Here is a 15,504-nt window from a genome sequence, read left to right on the forward strand (position 1 = left end):
AAGGATTCATGCGCATGGGGTCTGGACGGCCGTCCAGACCCCATGCGCTACAGAACAAACCACAAAACCTGTAACCCATGTCTCCGGGCTAACTTGTCACCCCTCTTTCCGGTTGCTCAGTGGCTCTGATGCTCACTGCCCCAAAGTTAGCGCCTATGGGACCTGATCCAGCATCCATGCGGCATTGATGAAGATTGGGACCGCGCCCGGCCCTTCGCCGCTGGTGAAGCGGCGATGGCCCATGGATTCCGGATCAAGTCCGGAATGACCAGAAGGGGAAGGTTCGCGCGCCTCTTCCTCATGGTGAGCCCGTCGAACCATGTGTGCCCGCACCTCTCGACAGGCCCCGTACTAACCAAATGGATACTTCGCCGGGAACCACCTTGTCGGACGGCCTGTTCTCCGATCCACGACAAAACGGTTACACGCGGGGCGCATGGCTTCAATTCTCATCATAGAGGACGATCCGCTAATCGCGCTCGCGCTGGAATATCTGGTGAAGGATATGGGGCACGCCGTCATCGGCAGCGCCGCCCGGACCGCCCATGCGGAGCGGTTGGCCCATGATCGCGCGCCGGATCTGGTGCTGGCCGATGTCCGGCTGGCCGGAGGCGATGACGGCATCGATACCGTCCGCCTGCTGCGCCGGAAGCACGACTTCCCGGTCATCTTCATCAGCGGCCAGCTTTCCGAACATGATCTGGAGGATCGCGGCGAGATGCCGTCGGACATCGCGGCGATCATCGCCAAGCCGTTCGATCCCTTCGCGTTGCGGAATGCGATCGACGGCGCGCTACACTAGTATGTCGAGATTCTGCCCGCGCTTGTCGCGCCGGTTGCGCGTCCGGCTCTTCTCAAGGGAGTAGGGCGCGTCGATCGCCTCCATGGTCTCCGTCCGCACCTGTTGCGGGGCGCGAGCCTGCTTCAGGGCCGGCGCGGGAGCGACCACGGCGACCTGTGGCAGGGGAGGCATGACCGGCATGGCGATCGGCATCCTCTAGAGGTATGCCTTTCGCCCCGCCGGTGCAACCCTTTCCATAACCGTAACGACCCCATCCGGCTTCAACTTGCGGCCGCATGGGCGGCCCAGGCCGCGACATATCCGGCCGCCATGGCCGCGTGATCGGCATCGCCGGCGAGCGATGCCAGTTCCGACAGCCTGTGGACCCCTGTAAGCAGCGCGATCCGCCGACGGTCGAGCTTCCGGGACGTCAGCGCCTCGTATTCGTCGATGATCCGCGCGGTCAGATCCGGCGAGATGAAGTTCGAGTAGATGAAGTCCTGGTGGAGCGGCCCGAACCCGGAATCGGCGAAATCATAGACGCCGTTCAGCCGGTTCCTGCCGTGATCGAATGCCATGTTCCAGCCATGGCCGTCGAAATAGCCGTAGATCGTCCCGTAGGGGTCCGGAGGCAGTTCCGCCCACTCCGAGATTGCGCGGTCCGCATAGGCTTGAAGATCGGTCGGCAGGAGCGGCCGGGCCTTTCCGAGGATATCTTCCGGCGGCGGAAGGGGCTCCACCGGGGCCGCTCCGGCGTCCGCCATCTTCCCGGAATCGAGATTGTGGAGGGCGGCGTAGAGCAGCGCCAGATCGGCGGCCAGAAGCCGCCGGGCTTCCTTCGGCAGTGCCTCATACTGCGCCGACGAGATATGGTCGCCAGCCAGCTTGCGGTGCCGGGAGAAGATCGGCGGCCCTTCATGGAGCGTCATGTCCGGGACGGGCAGGGCGATTGCGGGGCGGATGACCGTCAGAAGGGCGGCTTCCCTGGCCAGTGCCTGGGCCGCCTCCTCATCACGGGGGAACTTGAAGATCAGCCGGCCGTCGACGTCGACCGCCTCGCAATCCCAGCCCAGCGGAAGAAGCGTGAAGCCGGATGGGCGGAGGCCGGGGAAGACGTCGACGATCGCGGCGCGATACTCCTCCAGCGTCCCCGGCCTCACCCCAACCTCATCCCGGCTGCGGCAAATGGTAATGGACCATCTCGTCCCAGGCCGGCACGCAATCCCGCACGTCGCCGCCATGCCTCAGATCGATGTCGTGAGACCGGATCTCGTCGAGCAGCAGGCCCCGCGCCTCGTCACGGTCCGGCCCACGCCAGAAAGGCGTCCCGCCGCCAGCGGCACTGTTCTTCAGCCGCTTGGTCAGCCCGGCCTCGACCCCCCGCGCGATGAAATCGAACGGGAAGGCGACGCGGTAGGAAAGGGAAAGCGATCGCCCGACCTTCTTCTGAAGGCGGCGCAGCATGTCCTCCGGCGCAAGCCGGCTTCGCTTGAACAGCACCGCCCGCTCGTCCGATGAATCATGGACGACCGCGATGGTGGTCAGGTTCGCCCGCAGGAACGGGAAAAGCCTCGCAAGGTCGATGAATCCGGTCCCGGTCCTGAGCGGGCTCAGGGTCCAGGCGTCGGGGGTTTCGATATATTTCAGGGAAAGGGGCTGACTATCTGGTCTGACTGCCGGTCGTGCCGCCGGCGGAAATCCAAGGGAGTCGATCCCGACATCCCGGTACGCCGCCGCGCGATCGAAAAATTCCCGGCTTTCCTGATCGAACATCTCTCGCTCCAACCAATAAGGTGGCAGATGGCGCGTTCGGGCGCCTTGTTCAATTCCTCCCCTTATTGACGCGATGCGGGAGGGCGGATTGCGCCGCCCTCCCGCCCGGTCTTTCTTGGCCCGAAGCCGCGCTTTAGAACGCGACGGAGGTGCCGACCAGGAACACCGTCGCCTCGTTCGCATTGTCCGCGCCAGGCGTCGCCTCGGCGTCCACGAAGGAGAGGTCGGAGTAGAGGGTCAGGCCCGGCGCCAGCTTGTAGTCGGCGTTGAGCGTGTAGATGTCGGTGTCGGCTTCGCCGCCGGCATCCCACTCCCGCGTGTCGAACGCTGCCGTGGCGCCGACGGTCCACGCGGCCAGTTCATAGGTCGCGCCGACCTGGATCGTCTGCTCTTCGTCCAGGGTGCTGGTCAGGTCGTCCATCAGCACGTAGGCCGCGCCGACGGTGAAGCCGCCGAAGCCGACATTCACGCCGGCCTGATAGCCGTTGTGGTCGCCCTCTCCATCGAGGTCGTTCGTGCCTTCGCCAAAGACGTAGCCCGCGCCCGCGACGATGTCGAAGCCGCCCAGCGCCACGCCGTAATTGGCGCCCAACTCGATCAGGTTCCCGATGTCGCTGCCGTCCGCCGTACGGTCGTCGGCCCCGTCCTTGCCGGACGCGTCGGCCGCGGCGTAGCTGATGCCGCCCTGGAAGCCGCCCAGCTTGGGCGTGTAGTACTGAATGCGGGTCGCGTCGGAATCGTCAAGCGCGTCGTTGGTGTCCAGCAGGTAGCTGCCGGCGTTGCCGAGCATGAACTCGCCATAGTCACCGTCGAAGCCGCCGGAACCGGCCAGCGGGGCGGTTACGGCGAAGTTGGCGTCGGCGCCGTCCTTGTCGCCCAGGCGAATCTCACCGAACCCGCCGCTGACGTAGAGCCACTGCTCGTCGACCTCGACGCCCTCGTCGGACGCGACGTCGTCGAACTCGATTTCCGCGCCATATTCCAGGCCGTTGTCGGCCACGCCGTCGGCGTTGAACTGGATCACGCCTTCCTGGCGGAAATCGTAATCCCGTTCAGCGTCGGTGCCGGAGCCGTCTTCGTCGACCCAGCCGGCCTGGAAATCGGTGCTGCCGGAAATCGATAGTTCGACCTGCGCCAGCGCCGGATAGGCAAAGGCCATGGTCGTCATCATGGCCGCGCTTCCCAGAAGGATGCGTTTCATCTTCCGTCCTCTCCAAATCGATCAATGAAAACGACTGCCGCCCGCTTGGGGAGCGGTCCTGCCGTTTCAGGGGGAATTCGTCGTGGCCACGACAGGAAGCATCATTGAAGCATGAAGCTCCAATGGGCAAGGCGTTGTGAACGCTCGGCTTTTTGTTCCATGATCGGTGCGGCGGGGAAATCGCACCCTCCGCCTGATCGTGCCTTCCTCGCAACGCGGCGGCGGGAAATCGGCAGATTGCCGGCGGGAGTGACAAGCGTCACTGGCGAAGAAGCGAACCGCCGATAATGCGCGCTCGCGCGCCGATATGGCTCCGCCCTCAGGTGGAACCATACATCAGGATGAATGGAAAATTGCCGGGAAAAGTATGGTCGGAGTGAGTGGATTCGAACCACCGGCCCCTGCCTCCCGAAGACAGTGCTCTACCAGGCTGAGCTACACTCCGACCGGATACGCGGGATCGCCTCTGTTCGTGCGTCCGGCGTGGGCGGGCTTATACCGCCTCGATTGCCCAACATCAAGCCGGCGATTGCGGCCGGCTTCAGAAAAGTCAGTAATCCCGATCGACGCAGAAATCGACCACGTCGCGAAGGGTGTCGCGCATCGTTCCGGGGGCGAAGCCGTCCAGGGCCGCGCGGGCCTGCGCGGCGTAGAGCCGGGCCCGCTCCACGGTCGCGTCCAGCGCGCCATGGCGGCGCATCAGCGCGATCGCGTGGTCCAGATCGTCGCCGCGGATGTCCTGCTCTTCCAGCGTCCGTCGCCAGAAGGTCCGTTCCGTCTCGTCGCCGCCTGAGAAGGCCAGCACGACCGGCAGGGTCAGCTTGCCCTCGCGGAAATCGTCGCCGATGGTCTTGCCCAGCCGCGCCTGGAGGGCGGAATAGTCCAGCACGTCGTCGATGAGCTGGAAGGCCATGCCCAGCTTGACGCCGAACGACCGCACGGCCTCCTCGTATTCCGCCGGCGCGCCGGCGACCACCGCGCCGACCTGACAGGCGGCCCCGAACAGGGCGGCCGTCTTGGCCTCGATGACCTGGAGGTAGGTCGCTTCCGTCGTCCCGGTGTCGTTGGAGGCGGCGAGCTGCAGCACCTCGCCCTCGGCAATCACGGCCGACGCTTCGCTGAGGATGCGCAGCACGTCCAGCGATCCGTCCTGGACCATGAGCTGGAAGGACCGCGCGAACAGGAAATCGCCGACCAGCACGCTCGGCTTGTTGCCGAATATCTCGTTGGCCGACGCCTGGCCGCGTCGGAGGTCGCTTTCGTCGACCACGTCGTCATGCAGCAGGGTGGCGGTGTGGATGAACTCCACGGCGGCGGCCAGCATGGGGGCGCGGCTGCCGTCATGGCCGCACAGCCTGGCGCAGGCCAGCGTCAGCACCGGTCGCAGCCTCTTGCCGCCCGACGCGACGATGTAGCCGGCCAGTTGGGGGATCAGCTCCACCGGGCTCTGCATCCGGTCCAGGATCACCTCGTTGACCGTCGCCAGATCCCCGGCCACAAGCGCCGTCAGCCGGTCGAGAGCGGTTTCTTCCGCCGGCGGGCGTTGATCCATCTTCATTCCGGCGACGACCGTCACGGGCTCTCCACTTCAACTCGCCAGCTCAACTCGATTGACGCCTGCCGACGTCGGAAGTCAGCATAGGGGCGGTCCGATCCGGGTCAAGCGGGCCTGGCGCGGCCTTTCGACCCTTACGGGGTACGGACCCCGAATGTCGATGGCCGGTTCCATAACCGAGAAAGCAGCCGCATGAAAGAGCTTCTCCGCACCACGGACCCCGTTCGCCTGTCCTGGCTGACCGCGCTGCTCGCCGATGCGGGGATCGAGGCGACGGTCGCGGACACCCATACCTCGATCCTCGAAGGCTCGCTGGGCGTGCTGCCGCGCCGGCTGATGGTGCTGGCGGAGGATTGGGCGCGGGCCCGGACGGTGCTGGAGGAGGCGGGCGAGGGCCTTCCCGATGCCTGACGGCCGTTCGGCGACGACAGAGGACCGGCTGCTGGGCGGACGGGTGCTCCTCCGCCAGCCGGCGGGCGGCTACCGTGCGGCGATCGATCCGGTCCTGCTGGCCGCCGCGATCCCGGCGGGGGAGGGCGACCGGGTGCTGGACATGGGCTGCGGCGTCGGGGCGGCCGCCCTCTGCCTTGCCGTCCGAATTCCCGGCTGCCTGCTGACGGGGGTGGAGCTACAACCGGCGCTGGCCGGCCTCGCCCGCTACAACGTCGCGGCCAACGGGCTGGACGGCCGTGTGGGTGTGATAGAGGGCGACATCGCATCCGCGCCGGCAGAGTTGTTCGACCATGCCATGGCCAACCCGCCCTTCCTGGATCGCGGCACGCGGGCGCCCGACGCGTCCAAGGCCGCCGCCAACATGGAGGGGGAGGTTGATCTGGCGGGCTGGGTCGCGGCCGCGGCACGGGCGCTGAAGCCGAGGGGCTGGCTCACCATGATCCATCGGGCCGACCGGTTGGACGCGGTCTGCGCCGCGCTCGTTCCGCGCTTCGGAGCGATCGCGATCCTGCCGGTCTGGCCGAAGGAAGGGCAGCCGGCCCGGCGGGTCCTGGTGCGGGCGCGGCGCGGCGCGCGGTCTCCGGCATCACTGCATCCGGGGCTCGCGCTGCACCGGCCGGAAGGCGGTTTTACCCCGGAAGCAGAGGCCATTCTGCGCGACGCCGCGCCGTTCCCTGTTTAAACCGGCTCCCGGCAGCCTATCTTTATCCGTCATGACTACTTTCCTGTCGCGGCTTTCCCCCCGCAATCTCCGCTCCAAGCCACCTATCGTCCCCGTGCTGCGCCTTTCCGGCGTGATCGGGCAGGGCGGCGGTCTGCGCCAGGGGCTGACACTGGCCGCCCTCGCCGGGCCGATCGAGAAGGCGTTCTCGATGAAGCATGCCCCGGCCGTCGCGCTCGCCATCAACTCGCCGGGCGGATCGCCTGTCCAGTCGGCGCTGATCGCCGGCCGCATCCGTGAGCTGGCGGCGGAGAAGAAGAAGCCGGTCTATGCCTTCGTGGAGGATGTCGCGGCCTCAGGCGGCTACTGGCTGGCGCTCGCCGCCGACGCCGTCTATGCGGACAAAAGCTCGATCGTCGGGTCGATCGGCGTCGTCTCGGCCGGCTTCGGCTTTCCCGAACTGATCGCCCGCCACGGTGTGGAGCGCCGGGTCTACACCGCCGGAAGCTCGAAGGTGATCCTCGACCCGTTCAAGCCGGAGCGGGAGGAGGATGTGGAGAAGCTGCGCGCCCTCCAGCGCGACATCCACGAGGCGTTCAAGGACCATGTCCGCGACCGACGGGCCGGCAAGCTGACGGCCGGCGACGATGTGCTGTTCGAAGGCGATTTCTGGACCGGTAGCAAGGCGCTGGAATTCGGGCTCATCGATGGCATCGGTCATATGCTGCCGGTGCTGCGGGAGAAGTTCGGCGAGAAGGTGAAGCTGCGCGCCGTCACGCAGACGAAAGGCTGGCTGCGCCGGCGGCTGAATTTCGGCTCCGCCCTGGAGGGGTTCGCCGCCGACGCCATCGCGGCGGTGGAGGAACGGGCGCATTGGCAGCGCTTCGGCCTATGACGCCCAACGTGTCCGTCATGCTTGCCTGCCCGCCCGCCGCGCCTTAAACAGGCAGTCATGTTCAGCCTGTCGAAAATCGCGCTTATCGTGCTGGTCGTTGCCGTCGTCTGGTACGGCTTCAAGGCGCTGGGACGTTTCCAGGGGCGCGGCGACGCCAAGGCCGCCCGGGCCGCCAAGAACGGCCGCGCGGATGGCCGGCTGGCGACCGAGGATCTGGTCAAATGCCAGACCTGCGGCGCCTACGTCGCCCCCGACAGCCCCTGCGGCCAGGGCAACTGTCCGCAGGTCCACTGAACGCCTGCCCCTAATTGGTCATTCCGGACTTGATCCGGAATCCATAGGCCCTTGCCGCTTCACCGGCGGCGAAGGAACGGGCGCTGTCCCGGCCTCCGTCGACGCCGCATGGATGCTGGATCAAGTCCAGCATGACGCTCTTTGGCGAGCCGTTCCTCCTGAGGCCGCCGCCTCAGATCTGGTAATCGACCGCCAGCATGCCGTGTTCGGCGGTGCGGCTGTTGCCGCGGGCGCCGGTGGTCAGGATGGCGTTCAGCCGCTTGATGGTGCGGCTGCCCGTCGTCTCGAACGTCCAGGGCATCAGCCCGTGGAGGATGCAGCCGACCCCGCCCGCGACCATCCTTCCGCCGAAGGTGAAGGCGAAGCGAAGGTGCTCCAGATAGCTCTCGCCGACCTTGTCCAGGTGCCGGGTGAGGTAGTGGCTCATGAGGGACGCTCCCTGATCGTTCGAATGCCCTTCTTCTAACGCCGTCGCGATCCGTCCGCAACGACGCGGAAGGAGGAGTCACGGATGGGCGCCGACATAGCGGGCGCGCGGGCGGATCAGGCGGGAATCGCGATACTGCTCCATCGCATGGCCGATCCAGCCGACCGTCCGGCCGACCGCGAAGATCGAAAGCGCGCTCCCCGCCGGCAGGCCCAGCGCCCGTTCCAGCAGCCCCAGCGCGAAGTCGATCGTGGGCGGCTGGCCGGCCACCGCCTTCGCCGCCTTGATGAGGCGCAGCCCGGCCGCGATGTCGGGATGGTCGGGTAGGGCGCGGCGCATCATCGCCAGCAGCGCCTCGGCTCGCGGGTCGCCGTCCGGATAGAGCGGATGGCCGAAGCCGGGCAGACCGTCGCCCCGACGCAGCCGGTCGGCCACCACCGCCGTCGGATCCGAGGCTTCCAGAAGCGCCGGCAACGCTGCCGCCACCCGCTCCGTCAGCCCGCCATGGCGCGGCCCCTGCAGCGCCGCCAGCCCCGCCATGACGGCCCCATAAGGCCCCGCGCCGGTGGAGGCCACGCAGCGCACCGTGAAGGTTGAGGCGTTGAGCTCATGGTCGACGCACAGTACCAACGCCGCCCGGATCAATTCGTCCGCTGCCGGCGGCGCGTTCCAGCTTTCGGCGAGGTATCGATGGGCGGGCCTCCTGTCGGGATCGTCGTCGACCGCCAGCGCCGCGACCCACCGGACCAGCCCCGCTCCCGTCGCGGCGATGCCCGCCGGCGTCAGATTGTGCTGGGCGGGATCAGTCGCCGCGACGATCGGCAGCGCCGCCAGGCACCTGTCCAGCGGGCGCAGGCCGGGCAGGGGCGGCAGCCCGTCCGGAACCTCCGGCGGCGGGGCGGCGAACGGATCGTCCTCCGCCCGCTCCCAGACCAGCCCCGCTACCGTCTCCAGGCTCGCCGTCTCCGCCAGCCGGGCAGCGTCGCGGCCGCGATAATAAAGCCTGCCGTCCGCGATCAGCGTGATCGCCGATTCCAGCAGCGGCGCGCCCCAATCCAGCGCGCGATCCCCCGCCGCGCCGTCTGCCGGGCTGACCATCTTCCGCGCCGCCAGTGTGCGCACATCCTCCGCCCGGTAAAGCCGCGACCGCCGCCCGGCCCGCGCCTCCGACCGGATCATGCCCCGGCTGACATAGGCGTAGAGCGTCGGCAACGCGACCCCCAGCTCCGCCGCCGCCTCCGAAGCAGTCATGTAGGGAGTCGTCACGAACCAACCGCCCCCTCACCCAACCCTCTCCCCAAAGGGGCGAGGGCTACCAACTTACCCTCGCCCCTCCGGGGAGAGGGAGGGACCCGCGAAGCGGGAGGGTGAGGTGAGTTGGTTGGTTCTGTCATCCCCGATATATTGACCACATCAATCAACATTGACAACCTTATGCTCCCATCCTCACCTGACCCTCATGAACCATCTTCAAGGAGACGGAAATGAGCACGGGTCTGGAAGGGATCGTCGCGGCCGAAACGGTGCTGAGCCACGTCGACGGCGAGCGGGGAGAACTGGTCTTGCGCGGGCTGCGGCTGGAGGAGGCGGCCCGGCTGGAATTCGAGGAGGTGACGGCGCTTCTCTGGCAGGGCTTCGCGCCCGAAGCCGACGCGTCCGACGCACTGGCGGAGAGACTGGGCCAGGCGCGCCTCGTCGCCTTCGCGATGGCCGAACCGCTGTTGCCGGCCGCCTCGCGCCTCACGCCTGTCGAGGGTCTGCGCCTGCTGCTCTCCGCCATCCCGGATGCGGAGGAGACGCCGCACCATCTGATGGCCGTCGCCGCCGTGCCGGTCTTCGCGGCCGCGCTGGGCCGGATCGCCGCCGGAGACGCGCCCGTGCCGCCCGACCCGGCCCTGCGCACGGCGGAGGATTTCTTGGCGATGCTCCACGACCGGACGCCTTCGGCCGACCATGCGCGGGCGCTGGAGACCTACCTCATCACCGTCGCCGACCATGGGCTGAACGCCTCGACCTTCGCCGCGCGGGTCATCGCCTCCACCCGCGCGGGCCTCTTCTCTTCGGTCGTCGGGGCGTTGTGCGCGCTGAAGGGGCCGCTCCATGGCGGCGCGCCGGGCCCGGTGCTGGACATGCTGGACGAAATCGGCGGGGAAGAAAGCATCGCCGGCTGGATCGAGGGGGAGATCGCGGCCGGCCGCCGGCTGATGGGCTTCGGCCATCGGGTCTACAAGGTCCGCGATCCTCGCGCCGACGTGCTGCGCGGCGTTGTCCGGCCGCTCTCGAGCCCGCGCGTCGCCTTCGCGGAGAAGGTGGAGGCCGCCGCCATCGCCGCGCTGGAAAGGGCGAAGCCCGGCCGCAACCTCCAGACCAATGTGGAGTTCTACACCGCCCTGGCGCTGGAGGCGGTCGGCATTCCCCGGCCGCTCTTCACGCCGGTCTTCGCGCTGGGCCGCATGGCCGGCTGGACCGCCCATGTGCTGGAGCAGGAGCAGACCGGGCGCCTCCTGCGCCCGCTCTCCCGCTATACCGGCCCCGCCGTCCGGGTGGCGGCGGAGTAGGGGTCTACTCTCCGATCGCCAGCCCCTCGCGGCGCGGGTCGGCCCCGCCCAACAGCGTCCCGTCCTCCATGAACTGGATGCCGTGCAGGCCGCTGGTCAGGTCGGTCACGTTGATCGTGTGGCCCCGCGCCCGCAGCGGGTCGGCGAGATCCTCCGCCTCGGTGCCGGCCTCCAGGTCCGTGTCGCCGTTGCGGTTGGTGACGTGGCCGAGGTTGATCGCCTCCTGGACGTTCAGGTCCCAGTCGATCACGCCGATGATCGTCTTGGCGACATAGGGGATGATCCGGCTGCCGCCCGGGGAGCCGATCGCCAGGAACGGCTCGCCCGCCTCGTCGAACACGATCGTCGGGGCCATGGAGCTGCGGGGCCGCTTGCCCGGCTCCACCCGGTTCGCCACCGGCCGGCCCTCATTGACCGGCTCGAACGAGAAATCGGTCAGCTCGTTGTTCAAAAGGAAGCCGCGAACCATCAGGTTGGACCCGAAGCCGCTCTCGATCGTCGTCGTCATGGACAGCACGTCCCCGCCGGCATCGACGATGGAGATATGGCTGGTGCCCGGCTGCTCGTTCGACGCGTCGGGGCCGTAGCGCACGGCGTCGGTCCAGGGCGGGTTGCCGGCCGCCACCGGCGTCTGCGCCGCCCTGTCGAAGGAAACGAGCTGCGCCCGCACGGTCATGTAGGCGGGGTCCAGGAGCCCTGCCGTCGGCATCCGCACGAAATCGCTGTCCGCCATGTAGAGGTTGCGGTCGGCATAGGCCAGCTTCGACGCCTCCGCGAACAGATGCCAGCCATCGACCGTGTCCGGTCCGAATCCGGCCATGTCGAAATGGTTGAGGATGCCCAGCGTAATGCCGACCGTCAGCCCGCCGGAGGAGGGCGGACCCATGCCGCAGACCTCGTAGCCGCGATAGGGCGCGCAGACCGGCGGCCGCTCGACCACCGCGTACTGCTCCAGATCCTCCAGCGCCATCAGCCCCGGATTGCCCTCGGCGTTCCGGACCGTCTCGACGATGTCCTCCGCGATCGGGCCGGTATAGAAGGCCGCCGCGCCGCCTTCCGCGATGGCGCGCAGCGTCTCCGCGAATGCCGGGTTCCGCAGCGTGTCGCCGACCTGCAACGGCTCTCCGCCGGGGAAGAAATACTCCCGCGCCCTCGGATAGGTACGCAGCCGCTCCGCCGTGTCACCGCTCAGGAGGCCGGCCAGCCGGGGCGAGACCTCGAACCCGTTCTCCGCCAGCTCGATCGCCGGCTGGAACAGCCGCGACCATTCCAGCAGCCCGTGGTCGGCATGGGCCTCGGCCAGCAGCCGGACAGTCCCCGGCGTGCCGACGGAGAGGCCACCCACCACCGCCTCCCAGAACGACAGCGGATCGCCCGAATCGTTCAGGAACAGGTCGGGGCCGGCCTCCAGCGGCGCCTTCTCCCTGCCGTCATAGGTGATCGTCTCTCCGCTCTCGGAATCGTAATAGACCAGGAAGGCCCCGCCGCCGATGCCGGAGCTCTGTGGCTCCACCAGGTTCAACACAAGCTGGGTGGCGATCATGGCGTCGACCGCGCTGCCGCCTTCCTTCAGCATCTGGAACCCGGCCTCGGCCGCCAGCGGATTGGCCGCGACGACCATCATCGTCTCCGCCCGGACGGCCTCGTTCACCGCTCGCCCGGTCGCCTCCTCCGGCTGGAGGGCCTGCGTCTCGGTCGCGGTCTGGGCCAATGCCGTCAGTGGCAGCAGCGCCAGCGCCGCAAGGCCGCCCAGCGCGGCCAGGGATGGGTATCGGTGCATCGTCATGATCTCCGCCTCGTCGCGATTCTTGGTTAATACGGGGAGGAGTATTCCACAGTAATCGCGTGCCCGACAGCCACGGCGGTCAGAACCATTGCCCGCGCTCGACCAGCACGCGCTTCAGCAGCGACGGCCGGTCGGTCATTAGCCCGTCGACGCCCAGATCGAGAAGCCGGCGCATCTCCGCCTCCTCGTCGATCGTCCAGACATGGACCTGAAGTCCGCGCGCATGGGCCGTCTCCACGAACCGCCGGTCGACCACCGTCACGCCGTACCCCTTCACCGACACCTGCGCACAGCGCGCGTCGAAGCCGCCCGTCGGCAGACCCCAGCTCTCGAACCGCAGCCGCGCCACCGCCAGCGGCCCCATGGAGGTGCAGAGGCCGGGTCCCATCGCCCGCCGCAGCCGCCCCAGCCGGGCGTCGGAGAAGGAACCGACGCAGACCCGATCGATCGTTCCGGTCCTCTCCAGCAGCGCCGGCAGCAGGGCGGCCGCCGCGTCCGTCTTCGGATCGATGTTGATGCGCACGTCCGGCCATGCCGTCAACAGCTCCTCCAGCAGCGGGATCGGATGCCCCTGCGCCGAAGCCTCCGCCACCGCCGACCAGGGCAGATCGCCGATCCGCCCGCTGCCGTCGGTCACGCGGTCCAGCGTGTCGTCGTGGAAGGCGACCAGCACGCCGTCGGCCGTCGCGTGCGCGTCCGTCTCCAGATAGCGGTAGCCCAGCCCGATCGCCGCCCGGAACGCCGCCATCGTATTCTCCGGCGCCGCCTCCACCCCGCCGCGATGGGCGAAGGCGATCGGGCCGGGATGGTCCAGGAAGGGGTGGATGTCCATGGCGTCAGAAGCTCGGCGGCGTGCAGGCGGAGACGATCTCGGCTTCCTCCTCGCCGACATTGCGGAAGCGGTGGGGCAGGCGGCTGTTGAAGTAATAGGCCTCGCCGGGTCCCAGCACGCTGCGCTGGTCGCCCGCCGTCACCTCCACATGGCCGCGCAGCACGACGCCGCCTTCCTCCGCATTGTGGCGCAGCAGGGTCTGGCCGGTGTCCGCCCCCGGCGCGTAGCGTTCATGGATGATCTGGAGCGCCCGTCCGCCCAGATCGCGCCCCACCTGCCGGAAGGACAGGCCGCCGCCGGCGATCTCCACCAGTTCGTCGGCGGCGAAGAACACCCGCTCCCGCGGCAATTCCTCCAACGCGAAGAAATCCGACAGGCTGACCGGGATGCCGTCCAGTACCTTCTTCAGCGACCCGACAGAGGGGCTGGCGCGGTTCTGCTCGATCAGCGAGATGGTGGCGTTGCTGACTCCCGCACGCTTCGCCAGTTCCCGCTGCGACAAGCCGGCCATCTCCCTCAATCGGCGCAACCGCGCACCAACATCGACATCGGCATTGGCTTCTCCGCTCTCTCCCGCCATACGAAACCTTCCTCACCATTCCTTTTTCTGGTCATTCCGGACCTGATCCGGAATCCATAGGCCGCCGCCGCTTCGCCGGCGGTGAAGGACAGACGCGGTCCTGGCTTTCATCGACGCCGCATGGATGCTGGATCAGGTCCAGCATGACGAAACTCCGAAGGGAAGGCCGTCAGCACGCACCCCCCGTTAAGTCCGTTCGGAATACTGAACGGTAGAACGCTAGTCGGCAAGAAAATGACGTTCTTCATCCGGCGGGGCCATTCCGCTTGTCCGTTATTCCGAACGCGCGATAGTCTGCCGGTCGGATTTCAGCCTGTCCATCTTCGATCAGGGGAGCGCCTCATGGACGACGCCATTGCGATGCCGACCACCGAACCGGTTCCGAACAATCTCGAATCCTTCTGGATGCCGTTCACGGCGAACCGGCAGTTCAAGAAGAATCCGCGCCTCCTGATCGGGGCGAAGGACATGCATTACCGCACCCATGACGGCCGCGACGTGCTGGATGGCTGCGCCGGCCTCTGGTGCGTCAATGCCGGCCATGGCCGGCCCCGGATCGTCAAGGCGATCCAGGACCAGGCGGCGGCGCTGGATTATTCGCCTTCCTTCCAGATGGGCCACCCGCGCGCCTTCGACCTCGCGGCGCGGCTGGCGAACATGATGCCGGGCGATCTGGATCATGTCTTCTTCACCAACAGCGGCTCTGAATCGGTCGACACGGCGCTGAAGATCGCCATCGCCTACCAGCGGGCGATCGGCCAGGGCACGCGGACCCGCCTGATCGGGCGCGAACGCGGCTATCACGGCGTCGGCTTCGGCGGCATCTCCGTCGGCGGCATGGTCAAGAACCGGATGTATTTCGGCTCTCTGCTGAACGGGGTCGACCATCTGCCCCACACCCATGACCTTGAGCACAACGCCTTCACCCGCGGCCAGCCGCAATGGGGGGCCCATCTGGCCGATGAGCTGGAGCGCATCGTCACCCTGCACGACGCCTCCACCATCGCCGCCGTGATCGTGGAGCCGTTCGCCGGATCGGCCGGCGTCATCCTGCCGCCGAAGGGCTATCTGGAGCGGCTGCGCGCCATCTGCGACAAGCACGGCATCCTTTTGATCTTCGATGAGGTCATCACCGGCTTCGGCCGCTTGGGCAAGCCGTTCGCGGTGGATTATTTCGGCGTCCAGCCGGATCTCGTGACCACCGCCAAGGGGCTGACCAACGGCGCGGTGCCGATGGGCGCTGTCTTCGCCCGGAAGCACATCTACGACGCTTTCATGGAAGGGCCGGAGGAAGCGATCGAGCTGTTCCACGGCTATACCTATTCAGCCCATCCTCTCGCCTGTGCGGCCGCCCACGCCACGCTGGACACCTATATCGAGGAAGGGCTGCTGGAGCGGGCGTCGGAGATGGCCTCCCATTGGGAGGACGCGCTGCACAGCCTGAAGGGCGAAGCCAACGTCATCGACATCCGCAATATGGGGCTCGTGGGCGCGGTCGAGTTCGATCCCATCCCCGGCAAGCCGACCAAGCGGGTCTTCGACATCTTCCTGAAATGCTATGAGAAGGGGCTGATGGCGCGCACCACCGGCGACATCCTGGCGCTGTCGCCGCCGCTCATCATCAGCAAGGACCAGATCGACCAGATCGTGGACATCATCCGCTCGGTGATCCGCGAACAGGCGTGAACCTTCGAACCGGCGGCGACGT

Annotated in this window: 17 protein-coding genes and 1 tRNA gene; 7 read left to right on the top strand and 11 right to left on the bottom strand. The window is 67.7% G+C overall.

The window, feature by feature from the left end; genetic code table 11:
• The first annotated feature begins 436 nt into the window (after nucleotides 1–436).
• Nucleotides 437–802, top strand: a complete 366-nt coding sequence (locus AAFN89_RS19210; RefSeq protein ID WP_347540836.1) for a response regulator — start codon at nucleotides 437–439, stop codon at nucleotides 800–802.
• Here the strand turns inward: AAFN89_RS19210 and AAFN89_RS19215 are convergent.
• The 6 genes from AAFN89_RS19215 to AAFN89_RS19240 all read right to left on the bottom strand — a co-directional run bounded on the left by AAFN89_RS19215 (nucleotide 794) and on the right by AAFN89_RS19240 (nucleotide 5,307).
• A complete protein-coding gene (locus AAFN89_RS19215) occupies nucleotides 794–982 on the bottom strand; it encodes a hypothetical protein (protein WP_347540837.1) in 189 nt (62 codons plus the stop codon). The two genes, AAFN89_RS19210 and AAFN89_RS19215, sit on opposite strands and share 9 nt — an antisense overlap.
• An 80-nt stretch (nucleotides 983–1,062) precedes the next feature.
• A complete protein-coding gene (locus AAFN89_RS19220) occupies nucleotides 1,063–1,941 on the bottom strand; it encodes a phosphotransferase (protein ID WP_347540838.1) in 879 nt (292 codons plus the stop codon).
• Nucleotides 1,942–1,948: 7 nt separating this feature from the next.
• Entirely contained in the window at nucleotides 1,949–2,554 is a 606-nt protein-coding gene (locus tag AAFN89_RS19225) for a hypothetical protein (protein WP_347540839.1), read from the bottom strand.
• Nucleotides 2,555–2,687: 133 nt separating this feature from the next.
• On the bottom strand, nucleotides 2,688–3,755 hold the full coding sequence (locus AAFN89_RS19230; protein WP_347540840.1) for a porin: 1,068 nt from the start codon (nucleotides 3,753–3,755) through the stop codon (nucleotides 2,688–2,690).
• A gap of 368 nt (nucleotides 3,756–4,123) precedes the next feature.
• A tRNA-Pro gene (locus tag AAFN89_RS19235) sits at nucleotides 4,124–4,200 on the bottom strand.
• A gap of 105 nt (nucleotides 4,201–4,305) precedes the next feature.
• Nucleotides 4,306–5,307, bottom strand: a complete 1,002-nt coding sequence (locus AAFN89_RS19240; protein WP_347540841.1) for a polyprenyl synthetase family protein — start codon at nucleotides 5,305–5,307, stop codon at nucleotides 4,306–4,308.
• A 195-nt stretch (nucleotides 5,308–5,502) separates the two neighbouring features.
• Here AAFN89_RS19240 and AAFN89_RS19245 point away from each other — a divergent pair, with 195 nt between their 5' ends.
• Genes AAFN89_RS19245 through AAFN89_RS19260 form a run of 4 tightly spaced genes read left to right on the top strand, consistent with a single transcriptional unit; the run spans nucleotide 5,503 to nucleotide 7,613 of the window.
• The gene (locus AAFN89_RS19245; RefSeq protein WP_347540842.1) at nucleotides 5,503–5,721 is read left to right on the top strand and encodes a DUF2007 domain-containing protein; all 219 of its coding nucleotides are present in this window, start codon (nucleotides 5,503–5,505) and stop codon (nucleotides 5,719–5,721) included.
• Entirely contained in the window at nucleotides 5,714–6,445 is a 732-nt protein-coding gene (locus AAFN89_RS19250; RefSeq protein ID WP_347540843.1) for a methyltransferase, read from the top strand. The genes AAFN89_RS19245 and AAFN89_RS19250 overlap by 8 nt, the downstream gene beginning before the upstream one ends.
• 31 nt (nucleotides 6,446–6,476) lie before the next feature.
• Nucleotides 6,477–7,319, top strand: coding sequence for a S49 family peptidase (locus tag AAFN89_RS19255; RefSeq protein WP_347540844.1), 843 nt, complete (start codon nucleotides 6,477–6,479; stop codon nucleotides 7,317–7,319).
• 57 nt (nucleotides 7,320–7,376) lie between these two features.
• Entirely contained in the window at nucleotides 7,377–7,613 is a 237-nt protein-coding gene (locus tag AAFN89_RS19260) for a hypothetical protein (protein ID WP_347540845.1), read from the top strand.
• 172 nt (nucleotides 7,614–7,785) lie between these two features.
• On the opposite strand, the gene AAFN89_RS19265 is transcribed toward AAFN89_RS19260, so the two are convergent.
• Together AAFN89_RS19265 and AAFN89_RS19270 are read right to left on the bottom strand one after the other, a co-directional pair.
• Complete coding sequence (locus AAFN89_RS19265) at nucleotides 7,786–8,040, bottom strand: DUF6356 family protein (RefSeq protein WP_347540846.1); 255 nt, start codon at nucleotides 8,038–8,040, stop codon at nucleotides 7,786–7,788.
• Nucleotides 8,041–8,118: 78 nt separating this feature from the next.
• Complete coding sequence (locus AAFN89_RS19270; RefSeq protein ID WP_347540847.1) at nucleotides 8,119–9,306, bottom strand: citrate/2-methylcitrate synthase; 1,188 nt, start codon at nucleotides 9,304–9,306, stop codon at nucleotides 8,119–8,121.
• A gap of 218 nt (nucleotides 9,307–9,524) precedes the next feature.
• Between AAFN89_RS19270 and AAFN89_RS19275 the strand changes: the two genes are divergently transcribed.
• Nucleotides 9,525–10,598, top strand: a complete 1,074-nt coding sequence (locus AAFN89_RS19275) for a citrate synthase (protein WP_347540848.1) — start codon at nucleotides 9,525–9,527, stop codon at nucleotides 10,596–10,598.
• A 4-nt stretch (nucleotides 10,599–10,602) separates the two neighbouring features.
• Here AAFN89_RS19275 and ggt read toward each other — a convergent pair whose 3' ends face one another.
• The 3 genes from ggt to AAFN89_RS19290 all read right to left on the bottom strand — a co-directional run bounded on the left by ggt (nucleotide 10,603) and on the right by AAFN89_RS19290 (nucleotide 13,796).
• Nucleotides 10,603–12,384: a gamma-glutamyltransferase gene (gene ggt / locus AAFN89_RS19280; protein ID WP_347540849.1), complete on the bottom strand. Its 1,782-nt coding sequence runs from the start codon at nucleotides 12,382–12,384 to the stop codon at nucleotides 10,603–10,605.
• Nucleotides 12,385–12,463: 79 nt separating this feature from the next.
• Nucleotides 12,464–13,216, bottom strand: a complete 753-nt coding sequence (locus AAFN89_RS19285; protein WP_347540850.1) for a glycerophosphodiester phosphodiesterase — start codon at nucleotides 13,214–13,216, stop codon at nucleotides 12,464–12,466.
• 4 nt (nucleotides 13,217–13,220) lie between these two features.
• Entirely contained in the window at nucleotides 13,221–13,796 is a 576-nt protein-coding gene (locus AAFN89_RS19290) for a cupin domain-containing protein (protein ID WP_347540851.1), read from the bottom strand.
• Nucleotides 13,797–14,138: 342 nt separating this feature from the next.
• Here AAFN89_RS19290 and AAFN89_RS19295 point away from each other — a divergent pair, with 342 nt between their 5' ends.
• Complete coding sequence (locus AAFN89_RS19295; RefSeq protein ID WP_347540852.1) at nucleotides 14,139–15,482, top strand: aspartate aminotransferase family protein; 1,344 nt, start codon at nucleotides 14,139–14,141, stop codon at nucleotides 15,480–15,482.
• Nucleotides 15,483–15,504 lie beyond the last annotated feature (22 nt).

Origin of the sequence: Inquilinus sp. CAU 1745 (assembly GCF_039839375.1) — a bacterium.
GTDB lineage: Bacteria > Pseudomonadota > Alphaproteobacteria > DSM-16000 > Inquilinaceae > JBDOQU01.

Coding starts and splice junctions, on each gene's coding strand:
- AAFN89_RS19210 (WP_347540836.1), top strand. CDS start 437: ATGGCTTCAATTCTCATCATAGAGGACGATCCGCTAATCGCGCTCGCG.
- AAFN89_RS19215 (WP_347540837.1), bottom strand. CDS start 982: ATGCCGGTCATGCCTCCCCTGCCACAGGTCGCCGTGGTCGCTCCCGCG.
- AAFN89_RS19225 (WP_347540839.1), bottom strand. CDS start 2,554: ATGTTCGATCAGGAAAGCCGGGAATTTTTCGATCGCGCGGCGGCGTAC.
- AAFN89_RS19230 (WP_347540840.1), bottom strand. CDS start 3,755: ATGAAACGCATCCTTCTGGGAAGCGCGGCCATGATGACGACCATGGCC.
- AAFN89_RS19240 (WP_347540841.1), bottom strand. CDS start 5,307: ATGGATCAACGCCCGCCGGCGGAAGAAACCGCTCTCGACCGGCTGACG.
- AAFN89_RS19245 (WP_347540842.1), top strand. CDS start 5,503: ATGAAAGAGCTTCTCCGCACCACGGACCCCGTTCGCCTGTCCTGGCTG.
- AAFN89_RS19250 (WP_347540843.1), top strand. CDS start 5,714: ATGCCTGACGGCCGTTCGGCGACGACAGAGGACCGGCTGCTGGGCGGA.
- AAFN89_RS19255 (WP_347540844.1), top strand. CDS start 6,477: ATGACTACTTTCCTGTCGCGGCTTTCCCCCCGCAATCTCCGCTCCAAG.
- AAFN89_RS19260 (WP_347540845.1), top strand. CDS start 7,377: ATGTTCAGCCTGTCGAAAATCGCGCTTATCGTGCTGGTCGTTGCCGTC.
- AAFN89_RS19265 (WP_347540846.1), bottom strand. CDS start 8,040: ATGAGCCACTACCTCACCCGGCACCTGGACAAGGTCGGCGAGAGCTAT.
- AAFN89_RS19275 (WP_347540848.1), top strand. CDS start 9,525: ATGAGCACGGGTCTGGAAGGGATCGTCGCGGCCGAAACGGTGCTGAGC.
- ggt (WP_347540849.1), bottom strand. CDS start 12,384: ATGACGATGCACCGATACCCATCCCTGGCCGCGCTGGGCGGCCTTGCG.
- AAFN89_RS19285 (WP_347540850.1), bottom strand. CDS start 13,216: ATGGACATCCACCCCTTCCTGGACCATCCCGGCCCGATCGCCTTCGCC.
- AAFN89_RS19290 (WP_347540851.1), bottom strand. CDS start 13,796: ATGGCGGGAGAGAGCGGAGAAGCCAATGCCGATGTCGATGTTGGTGCG.
- AAFN89_RS19295 (WP_347540852.1), top strand. CDS start 14,139: ATGGACGACGCCATTGCGATGCCGACCACCGAACCGGTTCCGAACAAT.